Annotated in this window: 13 protein-coding genes; 6 read left to right on the top strand and 7 right to left on the bottom strand. The window is 53.4% G+C overall.

What is annotated here, in order from left to right; translation table 11 throughout:
• The first annotated feature begins 294 nt into the window (after nucleotides 1-294).
• The 3 genes from ACZ52Z_RS09480 to ACZ52Z_RS09470 all read left to right on the top strand — a co-directional run bounded on the left by ACZ52Z_RS09480 (nucleotide 295) and on the right by ACZ52Z_RS09470 (nucleotide 5,521).
• Entirely contained in the window at nucleotides 295-1,476 is a 1,182-nt protein-coding gene (locus ACZ52Z_RS09480) for an iron-containing alcohol dehydrogenase (protein ID WP_464270494.1), read from the top strand.
• Nucleotides 1,477-2,245: 769 nt separating this feature from the next.
• A complete protein-coding gene (locus ACZ52Z_RS09475; RefSeq protein WP_464270493.1) occupies nucleotides 2,246-3,427 on the top strand; it encodes an iron-containing alcohol dehydrogenase in 1,182 nt (393 codons plus the stop codon).
• 366 nt (nucleotides 3,428-3,793) lie between these two features.
• Nucleotides 3,794-5,521 (top strand): aldehyde ferredoxin oxidoreductase family protein, encoded by a 1,728-nt coding sequence (locus ACZ52Z_RS09470; protein WP_464270492.1) that lies wholly within the window; start codon nucleotides 3,794-3,796, stop codon nucleotides 5,519-5,521.
• A 78-nt stretch (nucleotides 5,522-5,599) separates the two neighbouring features.
• Here the strand turns inward: ACZ52Z_RS09470 and ACZ52Z_RS09465 are convergent, their stop codons facing one another.
• The 5 genes from ACZ52Z_RS09465 to dinB all read right to left on the bottom strand — a co-directional run bounded on the left by ACZ52Z_RS09465 (nucleotide 5,600) and on the right by dinB (nucleotide 12,942).
• Complete coding sequence (locus ACZ52Z_RS09465; RefSeq protein ID WP_464270491.1) at nucleotides 5,600-5,836, bottom strand: hypothetical protein; 237 nt, start codon at nucleotides 5,834-5,836, stop codon at nucleotides 5,600-5,602.
• Nucleotides 5,837-5,920: 84 nt separating this feature from the next.
• On the bottom strand, nucleotides 5,921-7,723 hold the full coding sequence (locus ACZ52Z_RS09460; RefSeq protein WP_464270490.1) for a YgiQ family radical SAM protein: 1,803 nt from the start codon (nucleotides 7,721-7,723) through the stop codon (nucleotides 5,921-5,923).
• A 79-nt stretch (nucleotides 7,724-7,802) separates the two neighbouring features.
• Nucleotides 7,803-9,335 carry an IS5 family transposase gene (locus tag ACZ52Z_RS09455; protein WP_464266804.1) on the bottom strand — a complete coding sequence of 511 codons (1,533 nt, stop codon included), beginning with the start codon at nucleotides 9,333-9,335 and terminating at the stop codon, nucleotides 7,803-7,805.
• A gap of 253 nt (nucleotides 9,336-9,588) precedes the next feature.
• On the bottom strand, nucleotides 9,589-11,745 hold the full coding sequence (locus tag ACZ52Z_RS09450; RefSeq protein WP_464270489.1) for a cation:proton antiporter domain-containing protein: 2,157 nt from the start codon (nucleotides 11,743-11,745) through the stop codon (nucleotides 9,589-9,591).
• A 6-nt stretch (nucleotides 11,746-11,751) separates the two neighbouring features.
• Nucleotides 11,752-12,942, bottom strand: a complete 1,191-nt coding sequence (gene dinB, locus ACZ52Z_RS09445) for a DNA polymerase IV (RefSeq protein WP_464270488.1) — start codon at nucleotides 12,940-12,942, stop codon at nucleotides 11,752-11,754.
• A gap of 125 nt (nucleotides 12,943-13,067) precedes the next feature.
• Here dinB and ACZ52Z_RS09440 point away from each other — a divergent pair, with 125 nt between their 5' ends.
• From ACZ52Z_RS09440 to ACZ52Z_RS09430, 3 genes are all read left to right on the top strand, one after another.
• Nucleotides 13,068-14,096 (top strand): SDR family oxidoreductase, encoded by a 1,029-nt coding sequence (locus ACZ52Z_RS09440; protein ID WP_464270487.1) that lies wholly within the window; start codon nucleotides 13,068-13,070, stop codon nucleotides 14,094-14,096.
• Nucleotides 14,097-14,269: 173 nt separating this feature from the next.
• The gene (gene aroC, locus ACZ52Z_RS09435) at nucleotides 14,270-15,352 is read left to right on the top strand and encodes a chorismate synthase (RefSeq protein WP_464270486.1); all 1,083 of its coding nucleotides are present in this window, start codon (nucleotides 14,270-14,272) and stop codon (nucleotides 15,350-15,352) included.
• A gap of 27 nt (nucleotides 15,353-15,379) precedes the next feature.
• A complete protein-coding gene (locus ACZ52Z_RS09430) occupies nucleotides 15,380-16,462 on the top strand; it encodes an adenylate/guanylate cyclase domain-containing protein (RefSeq protein WP_464270485.1) in 1,083 nt (360 codons plus the stop codon).
• A gap of 54 nt (nucleotides 16,463-16,516) precedes the next feature.
• Here the strand turns inward: ACZ52Z_RS09430 and ACZ52Z_RS09425 are convergent, their stop codons facing one another.
• Together ACZ52Z_RS09425 and ACZ52Z_RS09420 are read right to left on the bottom strand one after the other, a co-directional pair.
• On the bottom strand, nucleotides 16,517-16,840 hold the full coding sequence (locus ACZ52Z_RS09425) for an AzlD domain-containing protein (RefSeq protein WP_464270484.1): 324 nt from the start codon (nucleotides 16,838-16,840) through the stop codon (nucleotides 16,517-16,519).
• Nucleotides 16,827-17,519 carry an AzlC family ABC transporter permease gene (locus tag ACZ52Z_RS09420; protein WP_464270483.1) on the bottom strand — a complete coding sequence of 231 codons (693 nt, stop codon included), beginning with the start codon at nucleotides 17,517-17,519 and terminating at the stop codon, nucleotides 16,827-16,829. Before ACZ52Z_RS09420 ends, ACZ52Z_RS09425 begins: the two co-directional genes overlap by 14 nt.
• Nucleotides 17,520-17,709 lie beyond the last annotated feature (190 nt).

Here is a 17,709-nt window from a genome sequence, read left to right as displayed (position 1 = left end):
ATCGGTCATTCTGACGCAAACAGCTTTTCTGTTGGGTTATTTTGAGACATTACTTGTAACTGTTTAAATTCATGCGGTTTATTTGATGGTCGCATTGAGTTTTTAGTCGTTTGTCGTTTGCCCGGGATAGCGTTATTGTCCCCTGCAGGAAGAAGAGTGAAGATGTAATCACTTGAAATGGCATGGTTTTTTAGTTGGCACGTAGTTTGCTATGTTGAGGGGGTACGCGCTGTGTCGGATCCACACATCAGAAGCATATTTTTCATCAACTCATATTGAGAGGAAGGTTTCATTATGGCAATTCGTGAAGAAGTATACGGTTATTTCATTCCCAGCGTTACCCTGATCGGTATTGGTGCCTCCAAGCAGATCCCTGCCAAAATTAAAGACCTGGGCGGCAGCAAGCCCTTAATCGTTACCGATAAAGGTATCACCGGTGCCGGCATCACCAAACAGATCACTGATCTGCTTGATGAAGCCAAAATGGACTACGTCGTCTTTGATGATACCATTCCTAACCCGACCGACACCAACGTGCACGATGGTGTTGATATCTACAAGTCCAACAACTGCGACAGCCTGATCACCCTTGGCGGCGGAAGCTCCCATGACTGCGGTAAAGGCGTAGGCCTTGTTGTCGCCAATGGCGGCAAGATTCACGACTTTGAAGGCGTTGACAAGTCAACCAATCCGATGCCTCCGTACGTAGCGGTCAATACCACCGCCGGTACCGCTTCTGAAATGACCCGTTTCTGCATTATCACCGATACCAGCCGTAAGGTGAAGATGGCCATCGTTGACTGGCGCGTCACCCCGGGTATCGCCCTTGACGATCCGCTGTTGATGATGGGTATGCCGCCAGCGCTGACTGCAGCGACCGGTATGGACGCCTTGACCCACGCTGTTGAGGCCTATGTATCCACCATCGCCACCCCGATGACCGACTCTGCCGCCGAAAAAGCGATTGAACTGATCGCCACCCACCTGCGCCCAGCAGTTGCCAACGGCGACGACATCGTAGCCCGTGAAGGCATGTGCTATGCCCAGTACCTTGCCGGTATGGCCTTTAACAACGCCAGCCTTGGTCACGTGCATGCAATGGCGCATCAGCTTGGCGGATTCTATGATCTGCCCCATGGTGAGTGTAATGCCATCCTGCTGCCGCACGTAAGCCGCTTCAACCTGATCGCCAAGATGGATCGTTTCGTCAAGATTGCTGAATTGATGGGCGAGAATGTTGACGGACTGTCTCCGCGCGATGCAGCCGAGCTTGCCCTTGAGGCAATCACCAAGCTGTCCACGGATATCGGTATTCCTGCGGGCCTGGTTGAGCTTGGCAAGCGGTATGGCAAGGATGTCAAGGCGGAAGACATTGACACCATGACCGGTAATGCGCAGAAAGATGCCTGTGGTCTGACCAATCCGCGCTGTCCGAGCGATATGGACGTGGCTGCGATTTATAAGGCTGCACTGTAAGAGGTTGATGAGAAGCCCGCTCACCGCTGCCTGTGACATTTCGGGCGGGCTTTTTCTGCCGGTGTATGGAGTATGACCGGCATGTGGCAAACGGAGAGAGTGTCCGGCGTTATGGGGCGCCATGCTTGCTCCGTTTGCTTGGTCATGTGATGCAGGAGCCATCATTCTCCTTACCCTTCTGCATCACATGATCACCACGACATACCAGCCACCCCTCCAGGCGGTCCTCGGTCGACCGCCCTGTTAACGAAGAAAAAACGTTGGAGAATATAATCTCTTCAATGCTCCTTTTTAGCGAGGCACTCTCTTTGTTTTAGAGTCTGCCTCGTTTTTTTTATCCTGCCGTACCACCCGTCTTTTCCCTGGTGCATTCACTTCCAGTGTTGATCTAAATCAAGGCAACAACCATCCAAGAGTACTGAGTGGAGCTGCTGTATGAGATCGCATTCTGCATATAGGTAATTCCTGGTATTTGTGAGACATAATGACACGTTTCGTGTTTTTGGCGGGTCATTATGTCTTTTGTTCTGTAACTTATTGAATTTGTGTATGTTGTGGTTCCTGGATGTGTCGATGGAATTTTGGGTCTCCTGGAGTAGAAGGGTAGCGTTGTCCATATTGGTTATCTGGGGTAATTGTTAACTTTATGAAATGGTATGGTTTTTTACTTTGGCACGCAGGTTGCTAGGCCTAGAGGGTACGCGCTGTGTTGGATCCACACGCCTGAAGCTTGTATTTCATCAACTTACATTGAGAGGAAGGTTTCATTATGGCAATTCGTGAAGAAGTATACGGTTATTTCATTCCCAGCGTTACCCTGATCGGTATTGGTGCCTCCAAGCAGATCCCTGCCAAAATTAAAGACCTGGGCGGCAGCAAGCCCTTAATCGTTACCGATAAAGGTATCACCGGTGCCGGCATCACCAAACAGATCACTGATCTGCTTGATGAAGCCAAAATGGACTACGTCGTCTTTGATGATACCATTCCTAACCCGACCGACACCAACGTGCACGATGGTGTTGATATCTACAAGTCCAACAACTGCGACAGCCTGATCACCCTTGGCGGCGGAAGCTCCCATGACTGCGGTAAAGGCGTAGGCCTTGTTGTCGCCAATGGCGGCAAGATTCACGACTTTGAAGGCGTTGACAAGTCAACCAATCCGATGCCTCCGTACGTAGCGGTCAATACCACCGCCGGTACCGCTTCTGAAATGACCCGTTTCTGCATTATCACCGATACCAGCCGTAAGGTGAAGATGGCCATCGTTGACTGGCGCGTCACCCCGGGTATCGCCCTTGACGATCCGCTGTTGATGATGGGTATGCCGCCAGCGCTGACTGCAGCGACCGGTATGGACGCCTTGACCCACGCTGTTGAGGCCTATGTATCCACCATCGCCACCCCGATGACCGACTCTGCCGCCGAAAAAGCGATTGAACTGATCGCCACCCACCTGCGCCCAGCAGTTGCCAACGGCGACGACATCGTAGCCCGTGAAGGCATGTGCTATGCCCAGTACCTTGCCGGTATGGCCTTTAACAACGCCAGCCTTGGTCACGTGCATGCAATGGCGCATCAGCTTGGCGGATTCTATGATCTGCCCCATGGTGAGTGTAATGCCATCCTGCTGCCGCACGTAAGCCGCTTCAACCTGATTGCCAAGATGGATCGTTTCGTCAAGATTGCTGAATTGATGGGCGAGAATGTTAACGGACTGTCTCCGCGCGATGCAGCCGAGCTTGCCCTTGAGGCAATCACCAAGCTGTCCACGGATATCGGTATTCCTGCGGGCCTGGTTGAGCTTGGCAAGCGGTATGGCAAGGATGTCAAGGCGGAAGACATTGACACCATGACCGGTAATGCGCAGAAAGATGCCTGTGGTCTGACCAATCCGCGCTGTCCGAGCGATATGGACGTGGCTGCGATTTATAAGGCTGCACTGTAAGAGGTTGATGAGAAGCCCGCTCACCGCTGCCTGTGACATTTCGGGCGGGTTTTTTCTGCCGGTGTATGGAGTATGACCGGCATGTGGCAAACGGAGAGAGTGTCCGGCGTTATGGGGCGCCATGCTTGCTCCGTTTGCTTGGTCATGTGATGCAGGAGCCATTCTCCTTACCCTTCTGCATCGCATGACCACTGTATGTAAGGAACCACCGACCGTTCTTTTGGTTTCGGTCGTTACTCTATCGAGTGCGATTTCTACCTGCACAAACGGGAATCTAGCTTGCTTTTCCCGGTCAAAGGTGCATGCAGAAACATTGACAAGTGAAGTAAATGCAAAATTAGAAAAGGAAACAAGAGGGTAGAGATTATGGCAGACAAAATTTATCGTGTAAACATGACTGACCTGAGCACCTCCATCGAGGACGTGCCGGCGGACTGGGCAGGGCATGGCGGCAGAGGCCTGACCTCTACCATCGTGGCAGCAGAGGTAGAGCCGACCTGTCATCCCCTGGGAAAGAAAAATAAAATTGTGTTCGCTCCAGGGCTGCTCTCCGGTACCACTGCAGCCAATTCCGGTCGTCTTTCCTGCGGGGCCAAAAGTCCGCTTACCGGCACCATCAAGGAAGCTAATGCCGGTGGAACCTCGGCTCAGATGCTTGCCCGTCTTGGTGTCAAAGCTCTGATTATCGAAGGACAGCCACAAGGCGATGCCTGGTACAATATTCATCTGAGCGATGACGGTATAACGGTTAACGAGGAAACCGAGTTGATTGGCAAGGGTAACTTTGCCGTGGCTGAAGCGGTTGAACAGCGCTACACCAAGAAGACCGGAGTTATCACCATTGGTCCTGCAGGTGAAATGAAAATGTCTGCTGCCAATATCTCTGTTAAGGATCCAGATTCAAAAATGCGCTCCAACGGCCGTGGTGGCATGGGTGCGGTTTTGGGGTCCAAGAAGGTGAAATTCATCTCAGTGGCAGAAACCGACAAGAAAGTGGAAATCGCCGATCCCGATGCCTTTAAGGCCGCCAACCGCACCTTTGCCAAGGCGCTGATCGACAATCCGATCAGCCAGGCACTGGGCCAGTACGGCACCAATGTGCTCGTCAACATCATCAACGAAGCTGGCGCGCTGCCGACCCGTAACTTTACCAGCGGCCAGTTTGAGGGGCACGAAAAGATCTCCGGTGAGACCATGCACGACACCATTGTCGAGCGTGGCGGCAAGCCTTCTCACAACTGCCATGCGGGTTGCGTGATCAAATGTTCCCAGGTCTTCAACGGACCGGACAAGGAATACCGTACCTCTGGTTTTGAGTATGAATCCATTTGGGCCCTGGGCGCTGACTGTGCAGTGGACAACCTGGATTACGTTGCCGAAGCCGACAACCTGATGGATGATATAGGACTCGATTCCATAGAGACGCCAGTAGCCTTTGGCGTGGCCATGGAAGCAGGTGTGCTCGAATTTGGCGACGGTGCCGGCATCTGTCGCATGCTCAAAGAAGATGTCGCCAAGGGGACCCCGATCGGACGCATCATCGGTAACGGCGCCGGCTCAGTAGGCAGGTCGTTTGGCGTAACCCGCGTGCCGGTGGTCAAGAATCAGGCGATTCCGGCCTACGATCCGCGCGCGGTTAAAGGAATTGGCATTACCTATGCCACCTCCACTCAGGGAGCCGACCATACCATGGGCTACACCATTGCTACCAATATCCTTGGAGTGGGTGGTTCATTGGATCCGCTGACCCACGAAGGGCAGGTTGAACTTTCCAGGAATCTGCAGATTGCCACCGCGGCCATCGATTCCACCGGAATGTGTCTGTTCATCGCCTTTGCAGCTCTTGACGATGCAACCTGTCTGCCATCCCTGATCGATATGATTAATGCCCGGTTCGGCATCAGCCTGACCGCTGACGATGTAACCAATCTGGGTAAACACATCCTGAAGACCGAGCGTGCCTTCAACCAGGCTGCCGGGTTCACCAACCTGGATGATCGTCTGCCTGAGTTCTTCACTGAAGAGCCCATTGCTCCTCATAATGTGGTTTGGGACATTTCCGGTGAGGAAATCGATACTTTCTGGAATTTCTAAGCGCCTCTGAAGGACACATCAACACCCCGCTGCCCGCCTCATGTTTCTGACTGAGGCGGGCAGCATTCTTTGGGCCTATTATTCTTTCTTTTCTTCTGGAAACAGGCGCCTCAGCAGGCTGGAAAAAGCAAAATACGCACCCAGCACGATAATGAATAGCGGCGTAAGAGGGTCCGTTTCTATTGATCGATCGGCATAGAGGCTACCCACTGCCAGATCATAGCCGGTTTTCATAACCGTCAATCCCACCACCAGCCGCAGTACTACCAAAATCCACATCCCGCATTGTTTGAGCAGCGTAGAGACCTGTTGCATTGCTTGAGACCCCTTTGAGGTCGCCTGTGAGTATTTCTTACAGACAATGATAAGCACTGGGGTAAGCGATCGCTCTGGGCTGGGCTATTTTTGCCTGTTTTTTTTCCTGCGATGTGCTGGCGGCGGCTGTCGGGAAGTTTTGGCTTTTCCATGGCTGTGCGCTATCTGTTTGCGCTGTGCATGGGGTTTTTCCGTAATGGCGTCAGTGAGTAGGGCCTTTTGGCGTTGTTTGCCATCTCCATTTTTTTCCACAAAACAGGGGGCATTGGTCCAGGGGTCTTTTTCTGTCCAGTACATCAGGGTAGACCAGGTGGAAGGGGTCGGCGTGAAGATCTGGATTTGTCGAGGAATAACCTTGAGCACCCTGCGAGCGAATGTCTTGAGCTGTTCCATATCCTGCCGGGTAGAGCCGGGATGTGCTGCAATCAGGTAGTAGGTGAGGAAGCTTTTGCGCTTTTCTTTATTATTCAGCGAAGTGAAGAGGCTGCGAAAGGCAGTCAGGGTTTCGACGCCTGGTTTGCCCATTGCCTGAAGCACCCTGCTGCTGGTGTGCTCAGGCGCGATCTTCATCTGTCCCGAGATGTGGTGGCGAAGCAGTTCCTGCAGGTAGGTTCGCCCGTTTTTTTTATCGGCCAGGATCAGATCGTATCGAATACCGGAAGCAATGAATATTCTCTTTATGCCGGGAAGTGCCCGCAGCCTGCGCAGCAGGCGGATCTGCCGGCCGTGGTCCACAGGCATGGACGTGCAGATGGCAGGAAAAAGGCAGCGTTTGTCCTGACACGCCCCTGCTGCTACTTTTTTTTTGCACTCAATCCCGTACATATTGGCTGTGGGACCGCCTACATCAGCGATAATTCCCTTGAATGCCGGGTGAGTACTGCATATCCTGGCCTCTTCCAGGATTGACTGTTCACTGCGACTCTGTACGGTTCTGCCCTGGTGAACGGCGATGGCGCAGAAGTTACATTCACCATAGCAACCCCGGTGGGTGGCTATGGCAAAGCGAATGGTATCAAGCGCTCGTACATTGCCAAACTGCGCGTAGTAGGGATGAAGTTCGCGTTCGTACGGCAATGCGCTGATGGCATCCAGTTCTTCAGTGGACAAATAGCGGCATGGGGGATTCTGAACCAGGAAGCGGGTATCCTGTTGTTGAACAAGGTGTCGAGCGGTTAACGGATCGGTGTGGCTATAAAAAAGGCTGAACATATCCCGGAATGCCTGTTTATCGTCCCGGCACTCGGTAAAGGTGGGTAGGATCACGGCGTCTTGTGGCGGGGTTGCAGATTTGTAGCATAGGCCCCGAACGTGGAAGGGGGGGGTGCCACTGCTCAGCGCACTGGCAAATTCCACGACAGAATGTTCGGCCATGCCGTAGAGAAGGTAATCGGCTTTGGCGTCAAACAGGAGGGATTTACGGATGCTATTGGACCAGGCATCGTAATGGGCAATTCGGCGCAGGCTCGCTTCAATCCCGCCAAGTACGAGAGGAACGGTCTGCTTGAAGTATCTGCGGATAAGGTTGGCGTAAGCAAGTACCGCTCGATCCGGACGACGGGTGTTGTGACCGCCTGGAGTGTAGTCATCGCGTTTACGTCGCCGATTGCCTGCCGTATAGTTGGCAACCATGGAGTCAACTGAGCCCCCGGTAATGCCCCAGAAGAGGCGTGGTTCGCCGAGCCGACGGATATCCTTGGCCGAATGAACATCCGGTTGAGCGATGATGCCGACCCGATAGCCTGCATTGACCAGCACTTTACCGATGACTGCAGCACCTATATAGGGAGAGTCGATATAGCTGTCTCCGGTAACGATAATTACGTCCAGAGTCTGCCAGCCGAGTTCGGCCAATTCGTCGGGAGTGGTGGGAAGAAAGTCTGTCATGCCGAAAGTATTCCTTTGTTCTTGCCGGCAATAAATAGGGCTTCCTGAATAATGTGTTTTGAGCCGAAAACAGATTGGCTCATGATCTTTGACAACTCGCACGCTGTAGGGCTAACCAGCACAGCCCCTCTATCACCCCTACTATGACGCCGAAAAAAGCCGTTAGAGGGGCTGCAGCATGTCGTAAAAAAAGAAAGAATAGACACAAAAACGCCTCCCGCAGCAATTTTTCCAGGTTCATCACAATGAAGGTGATGGCGATCATGGTTTCACTGGTTTGCGAGAGTTTGGCCATTATTCTTGCAAGGCCGAAACGGCGTTTACCCTGTCCAAACTTCCCTTCGATGGGAATCCGATCACGTTCATCCTGTCGCTGCTGAAGCTTTTGGGCCTTGAGTGCCCCGGCATTCTTTTCCGTCTTCTTCTGGGGCCTCCCCAGGGGTGGTCCAGACATGCGTATCCCGTGCTTCTTGCAGAACTTCCGATTATTTCGGGTGCGATAAATCTTATCACAATGGACTGATGCCGGATAATGCCCGAAGCGTTTTCTGTAGTCCTCAAGCTGAGGAATCAGGTCTCCGCACTCGTTGTAGGGATCCCAGGAAAGATGGTCAAGAAACACCTCCCCTTCGACCAGACTGGCTGAGAGTTTTGCCCCGAACTCAGTGGGAGCAGATGCCTTACCCCGTACAATGGGTCTCACGTGTGGCTGACTGATGCTGACGATCCGGTCATCAACTCGATGGCACCGGTTCTCATACATCCACAGTTGCTGACGGTGTAGTTCATGAATGACCAGCAGATCACGGTATCGGCGAGGGCGCAGATGAGTCAAGGGCACCTGTTTGCTCAACTGTTCTATGGTTCTGAGGTTACGGCCGAGGAAACGTAACTGTTGCCCAAGGGCTTTGCGTCTGTGACGACTGGCATGTTTGCGTTTTTTGACATGGGCAAGATAAAGACGATGCGCTTTCCTGCGGTATGTCCGCGGTTTGCGCTGCGTCCCCTTCAGCGGCTTAAACAGAATATCGATGATCTGTTCGCTTTTTATCCGAGCCTCGTTGACCAGGCTGATATCAGTAGGGTAACGGATGTCAGCCGGGGCACAGGTCGCATCGACAATCAGCTTGCCCTTGTTGCTGCCCGGTGAATCATCCTCATCATCGTTATCGTCTTGTTCTTTCTCAGCAGTGGCTTGCTGTGTCGCTTGCTCGGCATTGACTATGGCTTCGTTGATTTGATTGAGCTGCTCCAGGTTAAAACGCTTGCGAAAATGGACATACATGGAGGGATCGAATGGAGGTTCATCGCGAAATTCTTTGAACCCAAGAAAGAACTGTAGGTAAGGGTTCTCCTGGATCTGCAGTACGGCCTCCTCATCACTCACGCCAAGACGTTCTTTGATGATGAGAGCACCCAAGGCAACACGAGCCGGTTTAGCAGAAGGACCAAGGCCGCTTCCAGCAAACTGCTTTGCATAGAACGACTCAGCAAGTTCCCAGGGAATCATGTCGGCCAGTTTGACCCAACGATTATCACTTCGGAGTTTACCTCCAAAGGGGAGTACAAAGTCTACGAAACTGAGTTGTTTGCTATACCTTTTTCGATACATTATCAAATAAAAGTGCAAGGGTTTGATAGGTAACTATCCGTTTTTCCTGCACATAATAACACGTAGTCAAAAGAATTCCTATTTAATTTCAACTGGTTGAGAAATAATCAGGAAGCCCTAAATAATCCGACCATAGGACGCAATATACAAGGTGACCCATACAGGGGTACAAAGTAAGCATCTTCAACGGGCTGCCCAGGGTCTATTCCCCTTCACTCAAAGAAAAAGCCATGGCGCCTGGCAGGTGAGCTTTTCAGGGCTCCTCCGGAGGATCGGCGAACGGTTGCTGATGAATATCTGCTTTTTTTCCAGGGTAGACGGTAAAAACAGGGTGAGGGCAGTTGGTCACTACTGCGGCTGCCAGGGAACCGATAAAGAGTTTACTGATTCCTTTGCGCCTGGTTGCTTTCATGATGATCAGGTCATGGTGTCGTGCCTCATCTAAAATAGCCTCTAATCGGGAGCCGGCAGGAACAGCAATGGATTCAACTGATAACTCAAGGAGGTTGGAAGCAAGCCACTGCCCAATTGCATCTTCAGCGAGAAGAATTTCCTTTCTGGTGCAATCGGCATGCAGGAGGTGCATAAGGGTGATTGCCGGTTCCCTTGCCGTACCCATGGCCTCGATAACAGGCAGGATCAGGTCCAGCTCTTTAAGGGAAAGAAAAGGAACAAGGATACGGTCACAGGAAAAGGTTCCTATAAAGCGAACAACCACTACCGGACAGGAGACACTTCTGGCGACCCGTTCGACGATTTTCTGCATGGCAAGCGGGTTGCGGCCGAGAGGATATCCGAGTACCAGAGCTTTGGCCTGGGTCTGCTGCACGGCCTGAATAAGGCTTGAGACAGCTTGTCCCTCTATAACCATGGTTTGGAGGGGATAGCCGAGACTTTTTACCTCGTCGGTTTCCGGAAGGAAAAGAGACTTGCACTGCGGTCCTGTGTCAGTCCATCTGCAGCCCGGAACCTTCACCCGTACTGACAGAGGCAGGGCATCAAAATGATGTGCCAGGATAGTTGCTACTCGAGCCAGTCCCCGCACTGTCGCGTAATTGGCTGACCCGAAAATAACAACACCTTGAGGATTGGCGGCGGGGTAGAGTTCATCGCTTGCCCATGGACTGAGGTGCAGCTCCCGGGAGCGACTGAAAAGCAGGGTTGCCAGCGGAGTGTTTGCGGTGTGCTGATTCAGCTGCGCTGCCGGGGATATTTCTCCGGCTTCAGCAAAGGCTTTTTTGGCCGTGATTGGTCCGAACAGCTCGGCCAGGACAACCCCTGCCAGGACGATGGGGGTGATTTTCTCGTACCATGGGGCAAGCAGTGGATCGCTGTTAATTACAAACACCAGGCCAATAGCAATCCCGGCCTGGGGAAAGAGCCCTAATCCAATGTATTTTTTAACGGTTTCAGGAGCTCCGGCCAGGAGGGCGCCCAGCCAGGAGCCGAGATATTTCCCGAAAAAACGAAAGAGAAAATAGACCGCACCGACCCAGCCCGCGAGCTTGAGCACCCCAAGGTCAAGGTGGACTCCGGCCAAGGTAAAGAAAAGGACATATACCGGCGGCTCAAAACCATTGAGGATGCGGAACAGCCGGATGTCACGTTCTTCGCGATTGATAAGGATAAAGCCGGCGGTCATGCCGGCCAACAGCGGGCTCAGCGCAAGGAGGCGGGTGATCTCGCCACAGAGCAGGAGCATGGCAAGTCCGGTAGTGAGCATTTCTCCCCGTTTATGGGTTTTGTGCAGGACCAGGTCGATCAGCAAGCCGGTACCGGCACCAATGGCTATGGAACCGCCAATTTCATAGAATGAGCCAAAGATGCCTGCCAGCAGGGAGACCTGGTTCGGGCTTACCATTTGATGGGCGATGGAAACCACCACCCCGAAGGTCGCTATCGAGAGGCCGTCTCCCAAGGCGATAACGGCAATCAACGTGGAGGTGAAGGGACCCCGTGCGTCCAGTTCCCGCACTATATGGAGAATGGCGGCAGGGGCGTTTGCCAGCGATACCGCCCCCAGGATCAGGGCAAGAACTGCATGATGCGCCGGCGTTTGCTCCGGCGAGATGGCCATGGCCAGGAGAAAGCAGAAGAGGGTAACCATGGTGAAAGCTGCCGTTGCCTGGCCGACGCAGATAAACGTAACCTGTTTGGCGATACTGCCGAGACGACGCAATTCAATATGTTCACCAATGCCAAAAGCGATGAGCATTAAGGCTATTTGGATAAAATGGTCAAGATTATGACCGACCGTTTCAGCGGTGATGATAGAGAAACCAGATGGTCCGAGGGCAAGTCCTGCCAGAATGAAGCCAGTTACCGAAGGGAGGTTGAACAGTTGGACAATCTTTGCAAATAACATCCCTCCGGTCAGCAGAATGGCCAGCCCAAAGGTGACATCAATCATGGCCGGTCACCGTGAAAAATCAACATGGCTTCTTTCCTTTCTCATGGTTGTAATTTGCGCCAAGGGGGAGGCCGTACCGTCCGTGGTGTAAGGCAGGGGCAGCTGTTTCCACTTTACTGGCCGTGGGTGTTCATCACTGTACAGGTTGGATACGGTCAGACCAAGCAGCCTTATTTTCCGCACCCCCGCTTCGGTGGCTGCCAGGAGCTGTGGGACGTGCTGCCAGATATCCCTGTGGGAAAAAAAGCCCTCTCTGCGGCTGCAGGACCTGCTGATGGTGGTAAAGTCCTCGTAGCGGACTTTCAGGGTCAGGGTCCTGCCTCCGGAGTTTTTTTGTTTAAGGGAGTTACCCACCTGGGAGCTCAATCGCTCGACAATAGTGAGCACTTCTTCCAGGTTGATAATGTCGCTTTGTAGTGTTGTTTCGGTGCCGATGGATTTTCTCAGCCGTTGCGGCTGAACCGGGCGATAGTCGATGCCGCGGACCAGGTCATAAAAACTGCTGCCGCTGCTGCCGAAAGACGCGGCCAGTTGTTTTCGCGAGAACCGCTCAAGATCCATGCCGGTACGGATGCCGAGGTTGAGCATTTTTTTTTCCGTGACCTTGCCGACCCCGAAAAACCTTCGTATAGGCAGACTGCGCAAAAAATCTCTGGCCTGTTCGGGGGGAATGACCGTTAACCCATTTGGCTTTTGCTGGTCCGAGGCCAACTTGGCGAGAAATTTGTTGTACGAAACCCCGGCAGAGGCAGTGAGGCCGGTTGTGCGAAGGACCTCTTCCCGGATTATCTGAGCCACGCGCGTGGCTGATGGGTTATGCAGGGTGTTGACGGTGATGTCTAGAAAAGCTTCATCCACAGAGACCGGCTCTACCAGATCAGTGTATTGAGCGAGGAGGGCCATGGTCTGTCGCGATATCTCCTGGTATCGTTCTTTTCTCGGCCGTACAAAAATCGCATGGCGACAGAGGGCATGGGCACGGGAGGAGGGCATGGCGGAATGAATGCCATAAGCCCTGGCCTCATAGGAACAGGCTGCGACCACGCCCCTGCCTCCGGGAGCGCCACCGACAATCACCGGTTTGCCTCGGAGAGCCGGATTGTCGAGCTGCTCAACCGAAGCAAAAAAAGCATCCATGTCGATATGGATGATCTTTCGTTGGAGCGCGGAAGGTGGTTGCTCTGTCTGTGCGGACACGATTTCGCCGGAAAGGATGGAAAGCTCGCGAACAAGAGCGTATGCTTTGATAATTCTATGGTAATGTTGTAAGCATGAGCATACACTAATTCTATATATTACCTTTTCGCAAAGATACTACGCTCATGTACAAGAAACAACAAAAACAGCTCGCCCAGCAGCCCTCTACCTGGCTGGTAAGCGGAGTGGCAGGTTTTATCGGTTCCAATCTCTTGGAAGCATTGTTAAAATTGGACCAGCAGGTGGTCGGGCTTGATAATTTTTCCACCGGGCATCGATACAACCTGACAGAGGTCAGGGGAGCGGTATCTCCGGAGCAATGGGGTAGGTTTCAATTGATAGAGGGGGATATCCGAAACCAGCAAACCTGCCATACTGCCTGCAAGGGAGTCGATTATGTCCTCCACCAGGCGGCGCTGGGCTCGGTGCCGCGTTCCCTGGAAGATCCGGTACTGACCAACGAGAACAATATCTCTGGATTCCTTCACATGCTGGTCGCTGCCAGGGATGCGGGGGTGAGCCGTTTTGTTTATGCCGCCTCCAGCTCCACCTATGGTGATCACCCCGATCTGCCCAAAAAGGAGGATATCATCGGTACCCCTCTTTCCCCTTATGCAGTGACCAAGCTGGTGAATGAGCTGTATGCGGATGTGTTTTTTAAAAGTTACGGTCTGGAAACCATTGGTTTGCGTTATTTTAACATTTTCGGCCAACGCCAGGACCCGGAAGGTGCATATGCGGCAGTGATCCCAAAGTGGTTTGCAGGACTGCTCAAGGGCAAAACCGTTTTCATAAACGGCGATGGGCAGACTAGCCGCGACTTCTGCTTTATTGACAACTGTGTGCAGGCAAATATCCTGGCTGCCACCACAGTTGACCCGGATGCTGTCAACCAGGTGTATAATGTGGCCTTTGGTGAACAAACGAGCCTCAATACCCTCTACGCGCTTCTTCAGGAGCTGGTGGGAGCCCATACCCCCTCAGCACGGCGGGTAAAGCCGGTGTATCGTGATTTTCGGGCCGGAGACGTGCGTCATTCGCTCGCCGACATTGACAAGGCGCGGCGGCTGCTTGGCTATGATCCGCGCTATTCCATCCGCGCTGGACTAGAGGAGGCCGGGGGGTGGTACCTGGATCGTTTTAGTCGCGGTTAGCCCGTTCCGGTGGCAGAGGCACGAATGAAATCTCAAAGACAATGCTACCGATTTATGCTAAGAAATCTGCTGCCTGCTGTTTACTCTCCGGAGGCTGGGTGCGGGCGGAAACCGAGAATGGCTTCATCAAGAACGAATCAGCTGAACGCTGGGAGAGGAATTAGGGAGGATGTATGTCCAGCACACTTGGAACCCTCTATAGGGTGAGCACATTTGGCGAATCGCACTGCAAGGGCGTCGGTGCGGTGGTTGATGGCTGCCCTCCGGGGATGCAACTGACCGAAGAGGATATTCAGCCGCAATTATCGCGGAGACGACCGGGGCAGAGTGATTTAACCACTCCGCGTCAGGAGGCGGACCGGGTAACCATCTATTCGGGAACCGAGTTCGGACGTACCCTAGGGACGCCGATCATGCTGCTGGTTCATAACAAAGACCAGCGGCCCGGTGATTATGGGGAAATGAGTACCGTGCCCCGGCCTTCTCATGCCGATTTTACCTATCAAAGCAAGTATGGTACCCGTGCCTCCAGCGGTGGTGGTCGTTCCAGTGCCAGAGAGACAATCGGGCGGGTGGCCGGTGGGGCCATTGCCGAAAAATGGCTGCGGGAAACCCATGGTATCGAGATTGTTGCTTGGGTGAGTGCTGTGGGCGATATTACAGCCCCTGACGTTGATTATCGAGCCATTACCCGACAGGAGGTGGATGCTACCCCCATACGCTGCCCCCATGGCGACACTGCCGGACGGATGCAGGAGCGGGTGGCTGAAATCCTTGAAGCCAAGGATTCCACCGGTGGAGTACTTACGTGTGTGTGCAGGAATGTGCCGGCCGGTCTGGGCGAACCTGTATTTGATAAGCTGGAGGCTCGTCTGGCCCAGGCCATGTTGTCCCTGCCGGCCACCAAAGGCTTTGAGGTTGGCAGCGGATTTGCCGGAACCCAGATGCGGGGCAGCGAGCATAATGATCCCTTTATCCGCAAAGGGGAATCGTTGGGCACCAGTTCAAACAACTCAGGTGGAATACAAGGTGGAATCAGTAATGGTGAACCGATCATTTTTCGCGTGGCCTTTAAACCGGTTGCAACGATCGGTATGGCCCAGGAAACGGTTGATTTCCAGGGGAACCCGGTCACCCTGGAAGCAAAGGGACGTCATGATCCGTGCGTGGTTCCTCGGGCGGTTCCCATTGTTGAATCCATGGCCGCTCTGGTACTGATTGATCTGGCCCTGCAACAGCGATACAGGGAATGCTAGGTCGGTAGCTGGGAGCTTGATCGGCGCATGACCATGGATACCGTGTACGGACATATACTGGTTGTCGAGGACTCCACGGTCAATCAGAAACTGCTGTATAGGCTGTTGACCCGCAACGGTTTCGCGGTGGATGTTGCCGGCAGTGCCGAAGAGGCACTGGAATTCTTGGAAAAAGGAGGTGCAGGTCTCCCCGACCTGATTGTCCTTGATATCATCATGCCAGGTATGGACGGCATAGAGCTGTGCAGCCGGCTGAAAAGCCGGCCCGCGTTTCGGGATATACCGGTTATTTTTATTTCAGCACTTGATAATGCCGAGGACAAGGTGCGCGGATTCGAGGCCGGGGGTGTGGATTACGTTACCAAGCCGTTTCATTCCGGAGAAGTGCTGGTACGGATCAATACCCATCTCAAACTATGCCGCCTGCAGCGACAACTGGAAGAGAAAAACCGCCAGCTGCATAATGAAAAACAAAAATCAGAAGCGCTCCTACTGAATGTCTTGCCGAGGCGGGTGGCCCAGGAGCTGATCGAAAAAGGGACCTTCACCCCTCAATCCTACCGCAATGTGACGGTCTGTTTTATTGATCTTGTCCAATTTACGGCCGCTGCCTCCCGGCTTGACCCGGAAGTGCTGATCCGGGAACTCAACGATATTTTTTCCGGATTTGATGACATTGCCAATCGCTACGGTTGTGAACGGATGAAGACCATTGGCGATGCCTACCTGTGCACCTGCGGCATTCCCAAGGCCGATCCTCAGCATGTTCATCGAATGGCCGACGCCGCGCTGGAGATGATCACCTTTCTCAAGCAGCGGAACAGGGAAGCGGACCATCGATGGCAGGTACGCATCGGCCTTCATACCGGGAATGTGGTGGGGGGAATCGTTGGGACTAATAAATACCTGTATGATATTTTCGGCGATACGGTCAATATTGCCTCCCGCTTGGAGGCCCTCTCCCTGCCAATGCGCATCAACGTCTCCCAGGAGATCCAATCACGATTGCAGCAGACGTTTATATTTTCCGAACCTATTCGGATCCACATGAAGGGGAAAGGACTGCAAGCCACCTATTTTCTCGAGGGGAGACGGCAGGAAGCAGCCTGAGGCATTGTCGACCGGTTCAATGGAGCCGGGGCCGTGAGAGCGCCTGCCGTGAAGTTATCCCAACAACCCTGCAAACCAGTACAATCCCATACCCACGACAACTGTTCCGCCGAGGCTTCGGGTCCGCCAGGCAAAAAGGAGGGTGGGCAGGGCGATCACCAGTTCCGGCCGGGTAAGGTCTAAAGCACGGGGACTCGCCTCTGCGAATAAGATGGGCGCCAACAGGGCACTGAGAATGGCCACAGGGATCAGGCTGAGCCAATCGACCAGCCACTGGGGAAGCTGTCGGTGCGCCAGGTAAAAGAGCGGAAACCAGCGGGGACCGTAGGTAACCAGCCCCATGGCCGCGAAAAGCAGAAGATACTCAGGAAGTTGCATGGCTGCACCTCCGTGTCCGTTTGATAAGATAGCCGAGCGTGGCCGCGGTCATGGAGGCACCGACGATGTACGAGTCACCGGGAATCAACAGGTACCAGAGCACGGAGATCAGGGCGGCAATGCCTGCTGTGAGCAGAAAGATCAGCCCGTTGAGTTGGTAGACCAGTAAGCAGATGAACATGGCGGTCAACGCGTAATCAATGCCCAGGGCTCCCTGGGGGATAAATTGCCCGATCAAGGTTCCGCTCATGGTGGAGATGATCCACACCAGGTTGGAGAAGTGGTTGACCGAGAGTGCGCTCCAGCGGCTCCAGGCACCAGTATTGAATCTGGCCATGTTGACGGCAAAACTTTCGTCGGTTATGCCATAGGCAAAAAGGGAGAGGAACCGACGGTCAACTCCTCGAAGATGGACAGCCAGCGCCGAGCTCATGAGCGCATGGCGCAGGTTGACCACAAAGGTGGTCAGGATGATGGCGGCGGTGGAAGCGCCACTGGCCAGCATGGCAACGCAGATGAACTGCGCGCTGCCGGCGAAAACCAGGATGGACATCAGGCCCACCGCCCATACGGGAATCCCTGCCTGTTGGGCAAGCACGCCAAGGGCCAAACCAATGGGAAAGTAACCGAGACAGATGGGCCAGGCGGCGCCAAACCCCTGACGGATTGTCTCGGTCATGGCTGTTTCACCAGCCTGAGATGGATCGGAAGTATCGTTTTTCATGGATAGCAATATGTACATACAGAAGAGAGATCAAACGAACCAGGCCAGTCAACGCTGTGGTTGCCTGCTCCAGGCGCCTTGGGCTGCTCAAGGAGCTGTTGTATACAAAATAGTTTGCTCCTGCAATTGTTTTTCGGTGGCTTTA

This window comes from Desulfogranum aggregans (genome assembly GCF_055398265.1).
This window is presented reverse-complemented; position numbering and strand designations above follow the sequence as displayed.